General features: G+C 75.9%; 14 protein-coding genes and 1 pseudogene. 5 read left to right on the top strand and 10 right to left on the bottom strand.

Features of this window, described 5'->3' with window-relative positions:
- Positions 1 to 96 precede the first annotated feature (96 nt).
- The 7 genes from AC3ET3_RS16505 to AC3ET3_RS16475 all read right to left on the bottom strand — a co-directional run bounded on the left by AC3ET3_RS16505 (position 97) and on the right by AC3ET3_RS16475 (position 11,538).
- Positions 97 to 1,704 carry an aKG-HExxH-type peptide beta-hydroxylase gene (locus AC3ET3_RS16505; RefSeq protein ID WP_435612387.1) on the bottom strand — a complete coding sequence of 536 codons (1,608 nt, stop codon included), beginning with the start codon at positions 1,702 to 1,704 and terminating at the stop codon, positions 97 to 99.
- Complete coding sequence (locus AC3ET3_RS16500; protein WP_432134064.1) at positions 1,701 to 2,858, bottom strand: FxsB family cyclophane-forming radical SAM/SPASM peptide maturase; 1,158 nt, start codon at positions 2,856 to 2,858, stop codon at positions 1,701 to 1,703. The genes AC3ET3_RS16505 and AC3ET3_RS16500 overlap by 4 nt, the downstream gene beginning before the upstream one ends.
- 159 nt (positions 2,859 to 3,017) lie before the next feature.
- Positions 3,018 to 3,419, bottom strand: a complete 402-nt coding sequence (gene fxsA / locus AC3ET3_RS16495; protein ID WP_435612386.1) for an FxSxx-COOH cyclophane-containing RiPP peptide — start codon at positions 3,417 to 3,419, stop codon at positions 3,018 to 3,020.
- A gap of 13 nt (positions 3,420 to 3,432) precedes the next feature.
- Positions 3,433 to 6,846 (bottom strand): SAV_2336 N-terminal domain-related protein, encoded by a 3,414-nt coding sequence (locus tag AC3ET3_RS16490; protein ID WP_435612385.1) that lies wholly within the window; start codon positions 6,844 to 6,846, stop codon positions 3,433 to 3,435.
- Positions 6,847 to 6,851: 5 nt separating this feature from the next.
- The gene (locus AC3ET3_RS16485) at positions 6,852 to 7,874 is read right to left on the bottom strand and encodes an AAA family ATPase (RefSeq protein ID WP_432134061.1); all 1,023 of its coding nucleotides are present in this window, start codon (positions 7,872 to 7,874) and stop codon (positions 6,852 to 6,854) included.
- A gap of 425 nt (positions 7,875 to 8,299) precedes the next feature.
- Complete coding sequence (locus AC3ET3_RS16480; RefSeq protein WP_435612384.1) at positions 8,300 to 11,065, bottom strand: VMAP-C domain-containing protein; 2,766 nt, start codon at positions 11,063 to 11,065, stop codon at positions 8,300 to 8,302.
- Positions 11,062 to 11,538: a CU044_2847 family protein gene (locus AC3ET3_RS16475; protein ID WP_432134059.1), complete on the bottom strand. Its 477-nt coding sequence runs from the start codon at positions 11,536 to 11,538 to the stop codon at positions 11,062 to 11,064. Before AC3ET3_RS16475 ends, AC3ET3_RS16480 begins: the two co-directional genes overlap by 4 nt.
- Positions 11,539 to 11,707: 169 nt before the next feature.
- Here AC3ET3_RS16475 and AC3ET3_RS16470 point away from each other — a divergent pair, with 169 nt between their 5' ends.
- The 3 genes and pseudogenes from AC3ET3_RS16470 (at position 11,708) to AC3ET3_RS16460 (ending at position 13,670) form a co-directional block, all read left to right on the top strand.
- Complete coding sequence (locus tag AC3ET3_RS16470; RefSeq protein ID WP_432134058.1) at positions 11,708 to 11,896, top strand: DUF6104 family protein; 189 nt, start codon at positions 11,708 to 11,710, stop codon at positions 11,894 to 11,896.
- A gap of 138 nt (positions 11,897 to 12,034) precedes the next feature.
- On the top strand, positions 12,035 to 13,072 hold the full coding sequence (locus AC3ET3_RS16465; protein WP_435612383.1) for a metalloregulator ArsR/SmtB family transcription factor: 1,038 nt from the start codon (positions 12,035 to 12,037) through the stop codon (positions 13,070 to 13,072).
- A pseudogene (locus tag AC3ET3_RS16460) lies at positions 13,069 to 13,670 on the top strand (dihydrofolate reductase family protein). The gene AC3ET3_RS16465 and the pseudogene AC3ET3_RS16460 overlap by 4 nt, the downstream one beginning before the upstream one ends.
- Positions 13,671 to 13,728: 58 nt before the next feature.
- Here AC3ET3_RS16460 and AC3ET3_RS16455 read toward each other — a convergent pair.
- On the bottom strand, positions 13,729 to 14,568 hold the full coding sequence (locus tag AC3ET3_RS16455) for a hypothetical protein (RefSeq protein WP_435612382.1): 840 nt from the start codon (positions 14,566 to 14,568) through the stop codon (positions 13,729 to 13,731).
- 155 nt (positions 14,569 to 14,723) lie between these two features.
- Between AC3ET3_RS16455 and AC3ET3_RS16450 the strand changes: the two genes are divergently transcribed.
- Both AC3ET3_RS16450 and AC3ET3_RS16445 read left to right on the top strand, forming a co-directional pair.
- A complete protein-coding gene (locus tag AC3ET3_RS16450) occupies positions 14,724 to 15,875 on the top strand; it encodes a DUF4097 family beta strand repeat-containing protein (RefSeq protein WP_435612381.1) in 1,152 nt (383 codons plus the stop codon).
- A gap of 1 nt (position 15,876) precedes the next feature.
- A complete protein-coding gene (locus AC3ET3_RS16445) occupies positions 15,877 to 16,908 on the top strand; it encodes a PadR family transcriptional regulator (RefSeq protein ID WP_432134053.1) in 1,032 nt (343 codons plus the stop codon).
- A gap of 168 nt (positions 16,909 to 17,076) precedes the next feature.
- Here AC3ET3_RS16445 and AC3ET3_RS16440 read toward each other — a convergent pair whose 3' ends face one another.
- The gene (locus AC3ET3_RS16440; RefSeq protein WP_432134052.1) at positions 17,077 to 17,649 is read right to left on the bottom strand and encodes a Clp protease N-terminal domain-containing protein; all 573 of its coding nucleotides are present in this window, start codon (positions 17,647 to 17,649) and stop codon (positions 17,077 to 17,079) included.
- A complete protein-coding gene (locus AC3ET3_RS16435) occupies positions 17,649 to 17,858 on the bottom strand; it encodes a helix-turn-helix domain-containing protein (protein WP_432134051.1) in 210 nt (69 codons plus the stop codon). Before AC3ET3_RS16435 ends, AC3ET3_RS16440 begins: the two co-directional genes overlap by 1 nt.
- Positions 17,859 to 17,895: the final 37 nt, after the last annotated feature.

Here is a 17,895-nt window from a genome sequence, read left to right as displayed (position 1 = left end):
TTCCCGCAAGCGCAACGATCTCCACCTCCGAACGCAACGTCCCACGCCCGGCCCGGCACACCGGTCACACCTCTGGCGCAGCCCGCCGGACGGTGGTCAGGGGACGGGCGCGCCGACGGCGTCGGGGAAGCGCTGGGACCACAGGCGGCGGGCGGCGCGGACGTACTCGCGGGCCCGCACGGTGTGGGCGCGGGGTGCCGGCCGCTCTCCCATGCGGGCGTGCGTCTCGACCATGATCTCCACCAACCGCCGCCCGTGCCAGGTGAGTTCCTCGGACCCGACGAGGGCGGGCAGGGCGGCCCCCACCTGGGCGTGCAGCCGCGCGAACTGGCCCCAGTCCGTGTCCAGCCGTGCCCGGTCGGTGCCGTCGAGGGCGCGGCGCTGGTGGAAGTCGGCGAGCGCGAGATGCGCGTAGGCGCCCTGCAGCAGCCCGTCGTACGGCCGCGGGTCGGGCCGCCAGGGTGCGAAGTGCCGGGCGCGGCCGTCGGCGTGGTGCAGCGGCACCACGTCGCCGAGCGCGGCGAGTTTGGCGTGGTGCAGTTCGTGCACCAGGGTCGCGGCGAGACGGGCGGCGTCCGGCGGGGTGCTGCTGAGGACGGCCCCGAACGCCTCGCGGCGGGTGGCGCTGCACGAGCCGCGGGCCCGCTCGTCGTCGGAGGCGCCGCCGGGCGGGGCGAGCGGCACCAGGCAGCGCAGCAGGGCCGCCGCCTCGGTCAGCCGCCGCTCGCCGCCCAGCCGCAGCGCGGCGGCGGTGCCGGACCAGGCCCCCAGCCAGTGCTTGCGTTCGGCGTGGTCGAGGGTGGCGGGGCCGGTCAGCCCGTAGCACTGGGGGTCGCCGTGGGCGCCCCGGTAGGGGTCGAGGTCGTCCAGCGGCAGTGGGGCGCCGCCCGGCAGCAGCCCGGGCAGCGCGTACGCCGGGGTCCAGGCGCGGGCGTCGGACCAGGCACCGAAGGCGCCCTCCAGGTGGACGACGACGTCGGACGCGCCCGGCCTGCGCAGCGTCAGCCGGCCCCGCCGGTACACCGCGTCGACCGCCACCGGGCCGGTCCGCTCGGTGTGCAGCGCGCCGAGCGAGGGCAGCACCAGCCGTCCGCCGCGCGCGGTGAGCCGCACGGCGAAGGCCACGTGGGCCCGCGCGGCGGCCGCCGCGGCTACGGCGCTGAAGTGCGCCAGGTCGTCGGCGAGTTCGCGGCGGCGCACGTCCGGCTCGACGCCGGGCTCGCTCAGGGCGCCGGGGGCGGTGCCGGGCCCGCCCGCAGCGCCTGGCCCGAGTGTTCGGGGGGCGGCAGGGGGAGCGGCATGGGGAGCGGTGCGGGTCGCTGTCGGCCCGGATCGCGGACGGGTGACGCGCTCTGCCGGTGCGGGCCTGGAGCCCGGCGGCGCCAGTCCGCGCAGGCAGCGCCTGGCCCACGGGCCGAGGAGCGGATGGCCGAGGGCCGTGCGCGCCGGGGAGGGGTGCCCGGTGCCGGGGGACGCGGTGAGGGCTTCCGCCTCCGCGAGCAGGTCCCAGTCCGCGAGCAGGCGCTCGCGTGCGGCGGGCGGGCAGAGGACGGGATCGGCGCGCTCGACGGCCTCCAGGACCGCCCGCAGGAGCAGCAGCCGCCGGGTGTCCTGGTCGCGGACGAGCAGCGCGAGCGTGTCGGGGCCGCCTCCGGTGCCGCCGAGTTCGGCGAGGGCGAAGTCGGTGAGCGGCGGGAATATCACGGAGTGCCTCCTTCGGCCGAGGAGGCGGCCGGTGCGGGGACCTCCTCGGTGAGCCGTCGCGCCACGTGGCGGATGAAGCGCTGGAGGTCGGTGCAGTACACGGACGGGTTGGCGAAGCCGTGGCCGGCCCGGTAGCGGTGGGCGTACTGGCCGCCGCCGCAGACGTGCAGCAGGGGGCAGGCCCGGCAGGTGGCGCCCAGCGCGTCCGCGCCCGCCTGCCGGGCCGCGACCGCCGGATGGCGCAGCGCCTCGTCGAAGGTGTTCCGGAAGACGTCGAGGCCGGTCTCGGCCGCTCCGTCGTAGGCCGATTTCAGGGAGTCGACCTGCTCGATCGAGCCGTCGGTCTCGACGACCACCGTCGCGAACGGCGCGAGCCCGAGCGGTTCGGTGGCCGCCGGCCGCCCCAGCAGCAGGGCGACGCACGCCTCGAACAGCCGGACCCGGGTCTCCCGCCGCCCGGCGCGCCACCAGCGGTCGAAGACGGCGCACAGCCACCGCCCGTAGCGGTCCCCGGCCAGGTGGGGCGGGGGGACCGACCAGTTGCCGTGCGGCAGCAGCAGGTCCAGGGCCGGTGGGCGCAGGGTGAGCAGCGACTCGTAGGTCTCGACCGGGTCGAGCGTGGGGTCGACGACGGTGAGGATGCCCGCGTACGACGCCGGGAAGCGGTCGGCGAGCAGCCGCGTCCCGCGCACCGCGGCGGGCCAGGACGGGCGCCCGGCGTGGTCGACGCGGCGGGCGTTGTGGCCGGGCAGGCCGCCGTCGAGGCTGACGCCGACCCGGACGCCGGCGGCGGCCAGGGTGGCCAGGCGGTCCTCGGTGAGCAGGGTGGCGTTCGTCTGGACCGCCGCGTGGACGGTCGTTCCGTGCGGGACGCGGGCGCGGACCTCCGTGGTGAACCGGGCGAGCCGGCCGGCTCCGGCGAGCAGGGGTTCTCCGCCGTGCAGCACCAGCGAGAGGTCCGTGCAGCGGTGGGTGCGCGCGTGCTCGGCGATCCGGGTGGCGGTGCGGTCCAGGACGGCCGGGGGCGCGGCCGCCGGGCGGTGGCGCCAGGTGCGGTCGGGTCCCTCGTAGAGGTAGCAGTAGCGGCAGGCGAGGTTGCAGCGGCCGTGCGCCTTCACGATGAACTGCCGGAAGGGGACACCGCCGTACGACACTGCCTCACCCCCTGCCGTCGGCCGTCCCTGGCCGCATTCCCGGGCGGGGTGCACCGGCAAACACGTGTTCGCGTCTCGTGGCGGACGGAACGGCGCAACCGTCCTGAACCCTGCCCCCGCGGGCGGGATCTGACCGGATCTCGCCCCTCGCGGGCCCCGTCAGAAGGCGCTGCCGTACCCCCAGAGCATCTCGCCGGGCTCCGCGGCCCGGTCGTGCAGGTCGGCCAGCACCTCGCGCAGCACCGGGTGCTCGACGGTGCGCAGTTCGGCGAGGGTCAACGCCGTTACGTCGGGCGGCGGGTCGGACGGCGGGGCGAGGGGCGGGCCGGGGGGTGGGGCGAGGGGCGGGGCGAGGGGCGGGTGCGACCCTGGCGTCGCCGGCTCAGCGGCCGCCGGGCCGGTGGGCAACGGGCCGGTGGGCGCCGGGCCGGTGGGCGACGGTCCAGTGCGCGCCGACCCGGTGGCCGTCGGCTCGGTGGCCGTCGGCTCGGTGGCCGTCGGTTCCCCGTGCGTCAGCGGCTCGGCGAACGTCGGCTCGGAGTTCATCGGCTCGGAGTTCATCGGCTCCCCCTCGTCATCCCAGGTCCGCGAGCCTGCGCGCCGTGTCCTCGGCGGTGGGTCCGGCCGGGGCGGGCCGGCCGGCCGGCAGCCGCTGCCACTCCGTCCGGGCCGTGCGGTAGGCCTCGCGGGCGGCGCGCGGACGGGCCGCCGCCTCATAGGTCCTACCCCGCCAGTGGTGCGCCTGAGCGCACAGTTCGACGGCGTCGTGCCGGGACCGCTCGGTCTCGGCCCGCTCCTCGGCCTCGCGCGCGGACTCCGCCGCGTCCCGGAACGCGTCCACGGCGGCGTCCAGCCGGGTGGGCCGGTTCAGGCTCCGGAAGACCGCGAACTGGGCCCGGCCGAGGGCGAGCCGGCAGCGGGCGGCGAGCAGCGGGTCGGTCGCCCCGGCCGCCGCCAGCCCGAACAGGTGCTCGGCCTCGCGCAGGTCCACGGGGTCGGCCCGGGCCCCGTGGCGGGCCATCAGCGCCCGGCCCAGCAGCAGCAGCCGGTGGGCGAGCCGGGGGTCCCCGGAGGGCGTCTCGGTGCGGCACTCGCGCAGCACCCGGATCGCCCCGGACAGCGAGCCGAGTGCTTGGGCACCTGGTTCCGGGCCGGCCTGCCGCAGCAGAGTCTCGCCCCATTCGGCGAGCACGTCGGCGTGTGCGGGCGCGTCCCGCGGCATACCGTGGGCGGCCTGTTCGAAGCGGTCGGCGGCGGTGTGCAGGGCGCGCGGGTCGCCGGTGTCGCCGTACCGGGCGGCGGCGACCCGCCCGGAGCGGACCAGCAGCGCGGAGCGCAGGGCGCGGTCCCGGGTCAGGAGCAGTGCCTCGTCGATCCGGCCCTGGGCCTCGTCCAGCGGGCCGCCGCACTTCAGCAGCGCGTCGACCAGGTCCAGCCGGATCCGGACGCCGTCCCGGTCGGACTCGGGGCCGCCGGGTTCGGGGCCGCCGGGCTCGCGGCCGGCGTCCAGCGCGTCGCGCAGCGACCGGGCGGCCAGTTCGGCGTGGGCGCGGGCCTGTTCCGGCTCGGCGGTGGCGCAGGCCAGGCGGAGCAGCACCCGGCCGTGGGCGAGGGGGAGTCCGGGCGGGCGCCGGCGGCGGTCCGGCCAGGCGTCGGCGAACGCCTCCAGCATGCCGACGGCGCCCTGCAGCAGCGCGCTGTCGCCGCCCAGCCGCCACTGGGCCTGGAGCGCGCCGACCCGTTCCAGGGTGAGCTCCAGCGCCTCGTCCTCGGTGAGGCCGGGCGCCGCGCAGGCCACCGCGTACTCGCGGTCGGCGCGGCTGAGCAGGTCCAGCGCGCCGTGCTGGTCGCCGCGCCGGCGGCGGTCCCCGGCGGCGGCGCGCAGCACCCGGGCCAGGACCGCGCGCTCGCGCAGGGCGTGCGGGTGGGCGACGGCCCGCTCGGCGGCCCGCTCCGCCTCCCGCAGCAGCTCCGGGCCGCCCTGCACCTGCCACAACCGCAGGGCGCTGAGCGCGTACTGCGCCCACACCCCGGGGTCGGCGCCGGCGGCGCGCTCGTGCTCGGTGGCGGCACGCAGCAGCTGCACGGCGTCGATCAGGTCCTGCACCATGCCCTCGTCGTCGAAGCGGGTGACCAGGAAGCGGGCCCGCGCGACGGCCTGGTGGACGGGCCGTTCCCCGGCCGGCCCGGCGGCGGCCCGTCCGGCGTGCGCCGCGAACTGCTCGGGGAGGGGCATGAACCGCTCCAGCACCCGCGCGGCGACCTCCGCGAACGGCTGGGGCACGAGGGTGACGTCGCCGTTGTCGGCGGGGTAGGCCCCGCCGGGCGTCCGCGCCCGGCCCGCCCCGCCGTTGCCCAGCTGGGCCAGGGCGAGCGCGGGGAAGTTGGGGCCGCCCTTGCCGTAGCGGTGCTCGATGTACTCCGAGCAGTGCTTGAGGACCAGGACGGCCTCGTCCCGGCCCAGCGTGGACAGCAGTGCCTCCTGGACGTCGGGGCGCATCTCGTACCACTGGGCGCCGTCGCCGCCGTACCCCTCGCCGGCCCGGCTGACCAGGCCGCTCAGCAGCACCTCGGCCAGCTCCGAGGGGCCGGAGCCGGGGAGCATGGTGCGCTGCACCAGCTGCATCACCGGCAGGCACAGCGGGGCGGCCGCGAGGTAGACCGCGAGCCGGCCGGCGGCCGGGGAGGCGGTGGAGCGGAACCGGCCGACGCGCTCCACCCAGGACGGCGGCCGGCCGGCGGCGCCGGGCGGGGCGGGCGGCTGGTCGGCGCGCACCCAGCCGACCGCCCCGGACACCGGCGCCGACCCGGCGCCCGACAGCAGCCGCGCCCAGGCGCCCAGCGCGGCAGGGTCGGGCGGCAGCACGGGCAGCGGCAGTCCGGCGCGCGGGCCGGACGCCCCGGCCGGGGTGCGCACCCTCAGCACCGCGGCCCCGCCGAGCGTCTCGCCGCGGGCGAGTTCGCCGTACGTCACCGGCAGCCGGGTGCGGTTCCACAGCCGCTGCGGGAGCGGCTGGAGCACGGCGGCGGGCGCCTGCCGGGCCAGCTGGTGCAGCAGGCGGTGGGCCCGGCCGCTGCGCCACAGCGGGCCCGCGCAGTCGCTGACCAGGAGCGTGATCCGGCGGCCGGTGGGGTCGCTGAGCCGGTCGGCGGCGTGCAGGGGGGCGCGGTGCGGGTCGGGGCTGCGGCTGATCACCGGCTCGCCCTCGGGACCCTCGTGGAGATGGCCGACCTGCACATCGCCGAAGGCGCCCAACTGCGCGAACACCCCCTCCAGTTCCGTGAAGAGCCGGTCCCACACCCGCATCGACGGCGAGGCGTCCAGCACCAGTTGCAGCCGGGTGTCGCCGCGTGTGACGTCCCGGTACACGGGCATCACCAGTCCCCCTGCGCGGGCGCTGAGTTCGGCCGTCGCGTTCTCGTCCAGCTCCCTGCGCAGCGGCGGGGCGGGGCTGCGGTACTTCTGCAACGGGCGCAGGGCGCGCTGCAGTTCGAGCGGGGCGGGCAGGGCGGGGGCCGCGGGGACGCCGACGGGCAGCGTCGGGCCGCCCCGGCCGGTCGCCGCAGCGGAGCCGGTCGTGGCCGCCCGGACGGGGGTGCCGCGGGCCGGCGGGTAGAGCGCCACCCGGCTGTCGCGGCCGGGTCCACGGGCGGGCGGCGCCTCGGGCCGGGCGGCGCCGTCCCCGGCGGCCGTGCCCGGTGCCGGACCGGACTGGGCCGCAGAGGCCCCGGGCGGCGCGTCCTCGGTACGGCCGGGGCGCTGCCCGGAGTCGGCGGCCGAGGCCCCCTCCCCCGGCCGCGGCGGCGTCGTGGGCCGCGCCCACCGGGCCAGCCACAGCGCGTCGCTCAGCCCCTCGGCGTCCGGGTCCAGGCCCGCCTCGCGCAGCCGCCGGACCAGTTCGGCGAGGGGGTCGTCCGGGGGCGGGGGGCCGGCGTCCGGGGTGGGACCGGGATCCCCCGGGCCGTGCCGGGGGGCTGCGTCGGACACGGAACTCACCTCGGGCGGTCGAGCCGCTGGATGAGCAGGTCGGCGAGGCGGTCGCGACTGGGCGGGGCGGCCGCGGCGGTGAGGTGGATGGCGTTGAGCAGCTGGTCGGGCGCGAGGAGTTCGGTGCGCGAGCGCTCCAGGAACCGGGTGATCAGGTCGTCGCCGACCCGTGCGGCCTCGTCGCCCATGTGCGCCCTGACGAAGGTGGCCAGCCGGTTGTGGTCGGGCCGCCCCAGCTGCAGGTGGATACAGCGGCGCATCAGCGGGGCCGGGAAGTCCCGCTCGCCGTTGCTGGTCAGTACGACGAAGGGGAACGCGCGGCAGCCCACCCGGCCGTCCCGCACCCGGACCTTGGTGCCGTCGGCGGTGCGCACCTCCGCCTCCCCGTCGGGCAACCGGTCCGCCACGCGCTGCAGTTCGGGAATCTCGTACTCACCCTCCTCCAGCACGTTCAGCAGGTCGTTGGGCAGGTCGATGTCGCTCTTGTCCAGTTCGTCGATGAGCAGGACGCGCGGAGTGTCGGAGGGCAGCAGCGCGGTGCCGAGCGGGCCGAGGCGGATGTAGCTGCCTATGCCCTCCACCGCGCCGGGGCTGCCGGCCGCCGCGCCGAACCCGCCCTGCGCGGCGATCTGCACGTCCTGGAGCCGGGCGATGGCGTCGTAGTGGTAGAGCCCGTGCTGCAGGGTGGAGCGGCTGACGACGGACCAGCGCAGCACCTCGCCCAGGCCCAGCTCGTACGCCACCGAGTGGGCCAGGGTGCTCTTGCCGGCGCCGGGGCTGCCGGTGACCAGCAGCGGGCGGCGCAGGTACAGGGCCGCGTTGATCATCTCCAGTTCCTCGGCGCCCGGCCGGTGCAGCTCGGCGAGGTGCCGGTGCGCGCCGAGCCGGCGGTCGTGGGAGCCGTCGCCGGGCCCGGCCGCGTCCCGCCCGGAGAAGTCGCGCCAGGGCGGCGGCGGGGGCAACCGGTCCATCCCGTCGTGGGGTTCGCCGGCGCCTCGGTAGATGAGCCACTCATTGGAATCGGTCATGGTCCGGTCCTCGTGTCGTCAACGCGTCCATGGCAGCCGTCGAACGTGCTTCACGGTATCGATCCTCGGGGGCACTGGTAAGAGGCCCGGGGAGCCGCGCGAGGGGCCAGGTGAGCCGCGCCAAGAGCTGGGGCGGGAGCCTGACTCGGGGCCGGCTCGGGGCCTGGCTTGAGGCGCGGCTCGGGGCCTGTCTCGGGGCCCGACTTGGGGCGCGACTTGGGGCGCGACTTGGGGCGCGACTTGGGGCGCGACTTGGGGCGCGACTTGGGGCGCGGCTCGGGGCACGGCTTGAGGCGCGGCTTGAGGACCGAGAGGCGCTGCGGAGGGCCCGGCTGAAGGCCGCCGGGGGCGTGGCCGTACGCAGGCGCGGCTCCGCCTCGGGGGCGCGCCCGGCGCCCTGCGAGGAGCCCCGGCCGGGCTCCGGTTCATGGCGCCTCCAGCAGGTCGCCGGTGCCGGGGAGGGGATCGTGCGGGTCGTCGTAGTAGAGCGCTATACCGTCCGCCCAGAACGCCTCCGTCAGCCCCGCCCGCAGCTTCGTGCGCATGGTGTGCACGACGTCGGGCAGCAGTGCGGCGCCGACGCCGTCGTCGACGGCCCGGCGCGCCCCGCGGTGGAACTCCCCGCACACCGTGTCCGGGTACCCCGGCCGGCGCCGCCACAGCGCGACGCCGAACCCGGCGTGCACGATACGGACGAGGGCCGCCGCGTCGTCCTCGTACCGGTGGTCCCCGTAACGGCACAGCACCGGCACCGCGCGTCGGGCGAGGCCACGCAGGTCCGCGATGTCCGGTACCGGCTGACGGATGCCCTCGTCGCAGTCGAGGACCTCCGCGCGGGCCCCGTGCGCGTGCAACCAGCGCCACCGTTCCCGGCGTTCGTGGTGCTCCTCGCCGTCCAGCGGGTCGGATCCGTCGAGCGGCAGCTGATCGCGGTCCGAGCAGCGCACCACGACCGGGCGCTGCACGCCCAACGGCGGGTCGCCGGGACGCAGTCGCCAGGCGTCCACCGGCAGCGCGAGCAACAGGTGCGGCAGTGCCGCCTGGAGCGTCGCGGGCCGGTCCGGCTCGTCACAGCGCCGGAACGCCTCGGTGAGCGGCTCCGCGACCCGCGCCGGCAACTCGTTGAGAGCGGTCCGCTCGGCCTCGTACAGCCGCAGCGCCTCCCCGTCGGACCGCGCCACACTGACCGACCAGTCACACCGGTCCGGCTCCCAGCCCCGGCGCAGCACCTCCAGCAGGATGGAGAGGCGGGGTGGGGCGGGGTCGTGGGGACGGTCGGGGTGATGGGGGTGGTCGGGGTGACCACGGTGGTCGGGGTGGCCGAGGTCTCGTGGGGTTGCGGCGAAGGGGCGGGCGCCGAGGTCGAGCCGGGTGTGGCTGTGGGGAGTGGGCGCCTGCGGCGGTGGGGTGAGGCCGCCGTCACGGGCGGGGTCGAGAAGGGGGCGGCTGTCGGGATCGGGGGCGAGCGGGGGGAGGCTGTCGGGGGCGGGCGCTGGTCCCGGCAGGAGGAGGCCGGCGGGGCCGGATGCGGGGCCAGGGAGCGCGTGGTCGGCGGAGCCGGGCGGCGCAGGGTGGCCGGCAGGGCCGGGCTCGGGACCGGGCAGGGTGCGGCGGCCGTCGAGGGAGGGTTCCTGGTCGGGGCCGGGTTCCTGACCAGGCCCGCGCCCCTGACCAGGCCCATGCTCTTGGCCAGGCCCGTACGCCCGACCGGGCCCGTACGCCCGACCGGCGCCGAAGTCCTGGCCCGGTCCCGGCTCTCCGCTCGTCGGACGAGCCTCGGCATCGGCCTCGGCGCCGCTGCCGACGTGGGTCCCGTCGGGGGTCCCGGCACGGGTCCCGTCGTAAAGGCCCGCGGCGGTCCCGTCGGGGGTGCCGGCACGGCCCCCGTCGTAGAGACCCGCGGCGGTCCCGTCGGGGGCGTCGGCACGGGTCCCGTCGTAGGGGCCGGCGTGGGTGCCGGAGGTGCGGGCGTTCGGGACCCGGAGGCGGCGCAGACCGGAGAGTTCGATCCACCGGCGGGCGAGGCCGGCGCGATACCCGCTGTCGAGGCCGGCCGCGGCCTGGCGGACCCAGTCCCACAGCGCCCGCTCGGCGGCCAGGGAACTCGGCGTGGGCGGGCGTTCGGCGCCCAGCACCCCCATCGCGTAGTCGAGGACGAGCTTCAGCGCCCCGTCGTCCCGCGAGCCCTCGTACAGCAGCCCCAGCCCGTCACGCCAGCCACGCGGCGCGGGCAACGCGTGCGGGTCCTGCCCGGTGGGCAACGCGTCGACGACGTCGAGCAGGCTGCGGGTGCTGACCGGCGGCGGTAACGCGGCCAGCCGGCCGAGCAGTTCGGTGCGCTCGTCGGGACTCAGCGTGCGTCCCGGGCGCACCTTGAGCCGGCTCTGGGCGTCCACCCAGGTCGGCCGCCGGGAGTCGGTGGGCAGCTGGCGGTCGCGGTGGTAGCGGTCGTGCGCGTGGAAGACCGCCTGGTAGACGTCGTCGTGCTCGGCCGCCACCGCGCCGTGCGGCACGGGCAGCGTCCGCAACCGCTCGACGCCCGTGGACGTACCGCCCCGGCCGTGGTCGGCGCGGGACTTCAGCACGCCGATGACCTCGCCACGCACCGGATCTATCACCGGCCCGCCCGAGACCCCCGGCGGCAGGTCGTTGTGGCCGAGGCGCATCTGCACGCCCGTCGTCCAGCCGCCGATGGTGCCCTGGACCTCGATCGGGCCGTCCAGGACCTGCAGCTGTCCACCCACCACCGTCCACCCGGCGTAGAGCACCTTGCCCTCGCTGTAGTACGCCGTCGGCCGCTCGGACACGTACACGCAGTCGTGGCCGACGGGTTCGCGCAGCCGCACCAGGGCCAGATCGGGCGCGGGCCAGCTCCCGGCCGGGGGCCCGTCGAGCCGCTCCGGGAGGGTCGCCACGACCTCGCCGGGGACTGCGGAGGCGCCCTGCTGGGGACCGCGCTGATAGACCACGGTGATCTCGCCCCCCTCCCCGCCGTGCACCACGTGTGCGCAGGTCAGCACCCAGTTCGGGGCGATGAAGAATCCGCTGCCGAGGAAGGTGCCCGGTCCGTCAGGGGCATACCCGACGTCTGTGCGATGGATGCGCACGGTGGCCGCCATCACGAGGTCACGCAGCGCACGATGGGCGTCATCCAGGCCGGCCGATGCGCCCCCGTCGTGCCCGTACGTCATGCCACGCCCCCACCGGCGGCGGAGTCGGCGCCCCCGTGCGCCGGGGCGCCGGGGGACGCGCCCGTACGCGCCGGTGCTTGCGGGCCGGGTGGGCCGCTGTTCCAGGTGAGGGTGACCGTGATGCCGGCTTTCGCCTCGCCGTCGGCGAGCAGCCCGACGACCTTCCCGGCCTTCGCGGTCAGCTCGATGCCGAACTCGACACTCACCTCGTCGGGCCGCACCGCGCGCAGCGGCTCCGCCAGTGAGCGGGCGACCCCGGTGATCAGCGCGTGCAGGCTCTCCACGCTCGCCTCGACCCGGTCGGTGAAGCCGGTGTCGCTGTACGAAAGCTGCCCGGACCCGCCGTGTACCCGGCCGGCCTCTCCGGGCTGCCCGGCCGCCGCGGTCAGCTCCTCGGCGCCGGATATCCGCGCCCACACGGGTGTCCCGTCCGGTAACGCGATCCGCGCCACCCGCGTCGTTTCCTGGCTCATGATGCTCCCCCGCTCCCCGTCTCCCCCCGGTGCTCCGGGCACCTATCCTTTTCCTGTCCCCCTCCTCCGGAGCACAGGACCTCTCTCCTCTCGCAGGAACAGGGTCCTTCCCTCGGGGACGGAACCCAACCCCTGCGACACCCCTGCGACCGACGACGGAGCACGATCCATGTACTTCACCGACCGCGGCATCGAGGAACTGGAGAAGCGGCGCGGCGAGGAGGAGATCACCTTCGAGTGGCTCGCCGAGCAACTGCGTACGTTCGTCGACCTGAACCCGGACTTCGAGGTCCCGGTGGAACGCCTCGCGACGTGGCTGGCCCGCCTGGACGACGAGGACGACGAGGACGACATGTAGCCCCGGCCCCCGGCGGCCGGACACGGCCGGACACGGGAAGACCCCGCAGGGAGTGATCCGTGCGGGGTCTTCCCGTGTCCGGAGAGGCGAAGACATATTCCTTGACGAGAATATTCACCGCCGGGAATACTCGACCTCATGGACGCACTCCTCGCCGCACTGGCCGACCCGGCCCGCTGGCGGCTCGTGGGCCTGCTGGCCGAGCGCCCTCGCTCGGTCGGCGTTCTCGCCCAGCTGGCCGAGGCACGCCAGCCCCAGACGACCAAGCACCTGCAGACCCTCGAACGCGCCGGCATCGTGACCTCCCAGCGCACCGGCCGGCGCCACGTCTACGCACTGAGCCCCACCCCCCTACGGGACCTGGCGGCCGCCCTGGCCCGACTCGCCGACAGCGCCGACAGCGCCGGCAGTTCCGACAGCTCCCACGGTTCCGACAGGTCCGAGCGAACAGCGGGCGGCTCCCGCGCGACGTACGACCGCCATGGGCTCGCCCTGGACGCCGAGCGGCTCGCCGCGCAGGAAGCGGGATGGGCGGACGGCCGGACCTTCGCCTTCCACCGCTCGCTGCCGGAAAGCCCCGAACGGGTCTGGCGCCACCTGACCGAGACCGCCCTGCTCGCCCGTTGGTGGACCCCCGAAGACCTGCGCCTCAGCGAACTCGTCTTCGAGGCTCGGCCCGGAGGGCGCATCGCCCAGACGTACCGCGACGCCGAGGACGCCGAGGACGCCGACGGATCCGACCTGGCTGCCGGCCGGGCGCGGGGCGTCGTCGACGACCTGCGCCCCGCCGAGCACCTCGCCTACCGCCTCAGCCCGCTGCTTCCCGGCGACCGCCCCGCGTTCACCGCACACGTGCGCATGGACCTCCGGCCCGTGGACACCGGCGCGGACACAGGCACAGGCACCGGCACCGACCTCGACGTCCACTGGCGCATCAGCGACAGCACCGTCGAGTCCGCGGACTTCGTCGCCGGCATCGAGATCGGCTTCGGCCAGAGCCTGGACAGGCTCGCGGGGGCCCTTCACGAGCACGCGAACGCACATGCACACGCGTCCGCACACGACACCGGTGACAGCGACGGCTCCGAACGCACCGGAGACACCAACGGCACCGACAGCAGCACCAGCACCAGCACCAGCACCAGCACCAGCACCAGCAAAGGGAGCCCCACATGACCGAGCATGGCAACGGCCGCCGCATCGTCACGAACATGGCCCTCTCCCTCGACGGCCGCTACGCCGCCCGGACAACCCGCTGGACATGCGCTGGGTGATGCCCTACGCCGTGACCGACGTCGCCCGCGACCACCTGGCGAGCCTGCACCGGACGGCGACCACGGCTCTGCTCGGCCGCGTGAACGCCGAGGGCTTCCTGGGCTTCTGGCCCACCGTCATCGGCATGGAGGGCGCCGACCCTCGGGACGAGGCCTTCGCGCAGTGGCTCGTCGACACCGACAAGGTCGTCCTGTCCTCCACGCTGGACCAGGCACCCTGGGAACGGACGACGATCGTCGACAAGCCGACCGACGAGGTCGTCACCGACCTCAAGGACACCGAAGGCGGTGACGTGCTGGTCCTGGCCAGCGCGAGCGTCATCAAGGCGCTGCTGGCGGCCGACCGGGTCGACCGGCTGGCCCTCACCGTCTTCCCGGTCTTCCTCGGGGGCGGCCCGCGGCTCTTCGAGGACGGCCTGCCCACCGGCGAATGGACCCTCGTCAGCCAGACGGCGGGCGAACACGGGACGCTGGCCCTCGTCTACGACCGGATCCGCTGAGCCGGACCGACCGACCCCGACCCCGACCCGCGCTCCTCAACCGCGCCCCGCACCCCCCTCAGCCCTGAGCCGTACTCCGCCCTCGCCCTCGCCCAGCGTCGTACACCAGCCCCAGCGCCCCGTGGGCCAGCAGCAGCGCGCCCGCGACGAGCCAGCCGGGGCTGCGGCGACGCAGGGCCCAGGCGGTGAGGGGAAGACCGGCGGCCACCTGGGCGGACGCGAGGGCACGCGCGCGTGGACTGCCGGTCCGGGGCAGCCAGTGACCGAGCGGGGTGCCCTCGACGGCGTCCAGCTCCGCACGGACCGTCTCCCGCCACCCCCGCCATGCGATCTGCCGGACGTCGGGGCGGCCCCGGACGGCGGCACTCAGGCGGTCGGCCGGCTCGCCGGGGGTGAGCCCCGGCGGAAGCGAGACGCCCGCGCGGGCGAGAACGGCGAGCAGCCCGAGCAGCCGGGAGCGGGCGTCGGCCTCGGCGTCGGGCCGGGTGAGCCGTTCCAGCGCCTGCATGTCGAGGACGGGGTCGAGCCCGAGCCGGGCGGCGAAAGTCCGCATCGCCTCGTCCTCACCGGCCGCGGTGCCGGGAGCGAGCCAGACGTAGGCGACCGGTCGGCGGAAGCCGGTGGCGAGGAGACAGCCGGCCCGGTCCGCGTCCCACCACAGCGCCAGCACGGGCCAGGGCGCCCCGACGGCGAGGGCGGTGGCCCAGCCCGTGAGGACACGGTCGACCGGTTCCTCACCGTGCTGCCAGGGCGTGCCCTCGGGGACGAGGACGCTCCACTCGTCACCGGCCCGGGCCAGCAGCATCGGCTCCCGCAGGAGGTGGGCGGCGGGGGCGACGGAGTGGGGACCCGCTCGGCACAGCAGCAGGGCTCCTGGGGCGGTGACTTCCGTCGGCATGCTCACACGCTAGGACAATTCGTCATCTTTAGGCGGTCGCGATCACCAGAACGGGTGTCTTGACTTCACGGCACCGCGATATATCGTGTTGAGGAAAGACGCGATATGGCGCGTCGCCGTGATCGCCGTTCCGCTCCGCCCAGGAGGTCCGCACCATGTCCGAGTGGTCCGTAGCCGAGCCCACGAGGCTCTCCTTCGACGAGCCCGTGCGCGACCTGCAGGTCCGTGTCGTCAACGGCACGGTGAACGTGGTGGGCGCGGAGGAGGGCTCCGCCCGGCTGGAGGTCTCGCGGATCGAGGGACCGCCCTTGGTGGTCACCCACCGGGACGGCATCCTGACGGTGGCGTACGAGGACCTGCCCTGGAAGGGCTTCCTGAAGTGGCTCGACCGCAAGGGCTGGCGGCGCAGCGCCGTGGTCTCCCTGGCCGTCCCGGTGGACACGCGCGTGGAGGTGGGTGTGGTCGGAGCTGCGGCGATGGTCTCAGGGCTGGCCGGACGCACCGAGGTCAAGGGCGTCACCGGCGACACCACCCTGGTCGGCCTCTCCGGCCCGGTCCGCGCGGACACGGTCTCGGGCAGCGTCGAGGCCCAGGCCCTCACCGGGGACCTGCGCTACAACTCGGTCTCCGGCGACCTGACCGTGGTCGAGGCGGGCTCCTCGGTGCGGGCCGAGTCGGTCAGCGGCTCCATGATCGTAGACCTGGATCCGACGAGCGGGCCCACGGACATCGCTCTGACCAGCGTCTCCGGCGAGATCGCGATCAGGCTGCCGCACCCGGCGGACGCCCGGGTGGAGGCCAACACCGCGAGCGGCGCGGTCTCCAACGCGTTCGAGGACCTCCGGGTCGCCGGCCAGTGGGGCGCCAAGCGCATCACCGGTCGCCTGGGCGCGGGCAGTGGCCGGCTGAAAGCGACGACCGTCTCGGGGTCCATCGCCCTCCTGCGCCGCCCGCAGACGGAGGATGAGCCGGGGGAGGCCGGGCCACGGGACGACGGGCCGCCGCACGACGATCCACGGGAAGCCGGGCAACGGGAGGCCGGGCCACGAGACGACGGACCCTGGGACGACGAGTCGCGGGGCGACAGGCCTCAAGGCGACAGGTCTCAAGGCGACAGGTCTCAAGGCGACGCGCCTCAGGGCGGCAGGCCGCAGGAGGACCGCCCGCGGCAGGCGGGACCGGCCCGCCCGGCGGACGGCACGGCTCCCGGTTCGGGGGAGAATGCCGCAGCCGGCCGGGACGAGGCATCGTCCGCCGACCCCACCGACACCCCGGCCGACGGCACGACCGACAAGAAGGTGCTCTGACATGCCCCCCGTCTTCGCCCACGGCCGCCTGCGCCTGTACCTGCTGAAGCTGCTGGACGAGGCCCCGCGCCACGGGTACGAGGTGATCCGCCTCCTGGAGGAACGCTTCCAGGGCCTCTACGCCCCCTCGGCGGGCACCGTCTACCCCCGCCTGGCCAAGCTGGAGGCCGAAGGGCTGGTCACCCACACCACCGAGGGCGGCCGCAAGGTGTACGCCATCACGGACGCGGGCCGGGCCGAGCTGGCCGACCGCAGCGGCGAGCTGGCCGACCTGGAGCTGGAGATCCGTGAGTCGGTGGCGGAGCTGGCCGCGGAGATCCGGGCCGATGTGCGCGGCGCGGCCGGCGATCTGCGCCGCGAGATGCGGGCGGCGGCCTCTCGGGCCCGACAGGGCAACGGGCCGGGGGGCGGCGAGGAGAGTGCAGCGGCCGGGTTCACCGAGCCGTCGGACAAGGACGCGTGGCGGGCTGCGAAGGAGGAGATGCGCCGGGCCAGGCAGGAGTGGAAGGAGCAGGCCCGCCGCGCCAAGGACGAGAGCCGCCGCGCCCGCGAGGAGGCCCAGCGGGCCCGCCGCCAGGCCAAGGAGGCGCAGGACGAGGTGCAGCGGATCGCCCGCCGGGTCCAGGAACAGGTCCAGGACCGATTCGCACGCGGCGACTGGCCGAACGGCCTGCGCGAGGGCCTGACGGAGCTGGCCAAGGAGTTCGGCGACTTCGGCAAGGACTTCGGCTTCGGCCGCACCGGGCCGGCGGGCGCCGGGGGCGCGGCGAAGTCCACCGCGCCGTCCGGACCGCCGCAGTACGAGACCACACCGGAGGACTTCCCGGCCGCCTATGAGCCGGCCTGGGCCCATGAGCCCGGCGGCGATGATCCGGCCCGCGACCTCGACCGCCTGCTGGACCGCTTCCGCGACGACATCCGGGACGCGGCCCGCGACCACGGCGTCACCCAGGACCAGCTCCGCGACGCCCGCCGCCACCTGTCATCGGCGGCGGCCCGCATCGGGGCGATACTGCGCGCGCCGAAGGCGTGACACCCACAGCGCGGACGCCCGCCTGGCGCGACGGCACCGGTCGCCGCGCCAGGCGGGCCCCGGTCCCGCGCCGTACGGTCCACCCGGAGACCCGCTCCCGGCACCACCCCGGCCCTTGAACAGCGCACCACCGCCCACCTGAGGCGCGGGGCCACCACCTCCAACGCCCTACCCGGCCTCCCGGCCTTCCGCTCCTCCCTGCCCGTAGAGCACCCGGCACACCGACTCATGAGTCACCCCGTGATCGGCGAGCACCTCCGCGGCGACGCCGGGGCGGACGGTGAGGGCGAGAAGGATGTGCTGGTCACCGATGTGCCGGTCGCGGTGGGCGAGGGCGAGGCGCAGGGACTGCTCCAGCGCGGTCCTGGCGTCACGGCCGAAGGACCGGCGCCCGGACCACCAGCCACGCTCCTTGATGTCACCGGCCATCGCCCCGACCCCGTGCACCTCCTCCACCCGGGAGACGATGGCGGACACGTCGATGCCGAGACCGGCGAGCGCCTCTGCCTCGGCCCGGGTCAGTCCCGCCCGCCGCCTGGTCTCTGCCAGCGCTTCCCGCACGGCGTCCTTCCGCTGCGCGACCCCGAGCGCGGCCAGCGCGAAGGCGGCCCGGCTCGCCTCCCGGTCGAGGAGGGCGAGCAGCAGATGCTCGGGCTCGACACTCCCGGCCCCTGCCCGCTCGCAGTGCTCGACGGCGCCCCGTACCACGTCCCGGGCGTCCTTGGTGAACCGCTCGAACATCACTGCCTCCCGTACTTCTTGTGCACGGCCTGCCTGCTGACACCGAGCTCCGCGGCAATCTCCTGCCACGACCACCCCTGCCGGCGTGCGCTGCGCACCTGCACCGCCTCCAGCTGCTCCAGCAGCCTGCGCAGGGCGGCCACGGCGCGCAGCCCGACCCGGGGATCACGATCGCCGGCACGCTCGGCGAGATCCGTTGCTTCGGTCATGCGTGTCAACATAGGTTGACACTCGCGACCTGTCAAC

It is taken from the genome of Streptomyces sp. bgisy159 (assembly GCF_057707805.1).
The sequence above is the reverse complement of the archived record's forward strand: the minus strand, read 5'-3'. Positions and strand labels throughout refer to the sequence as shown.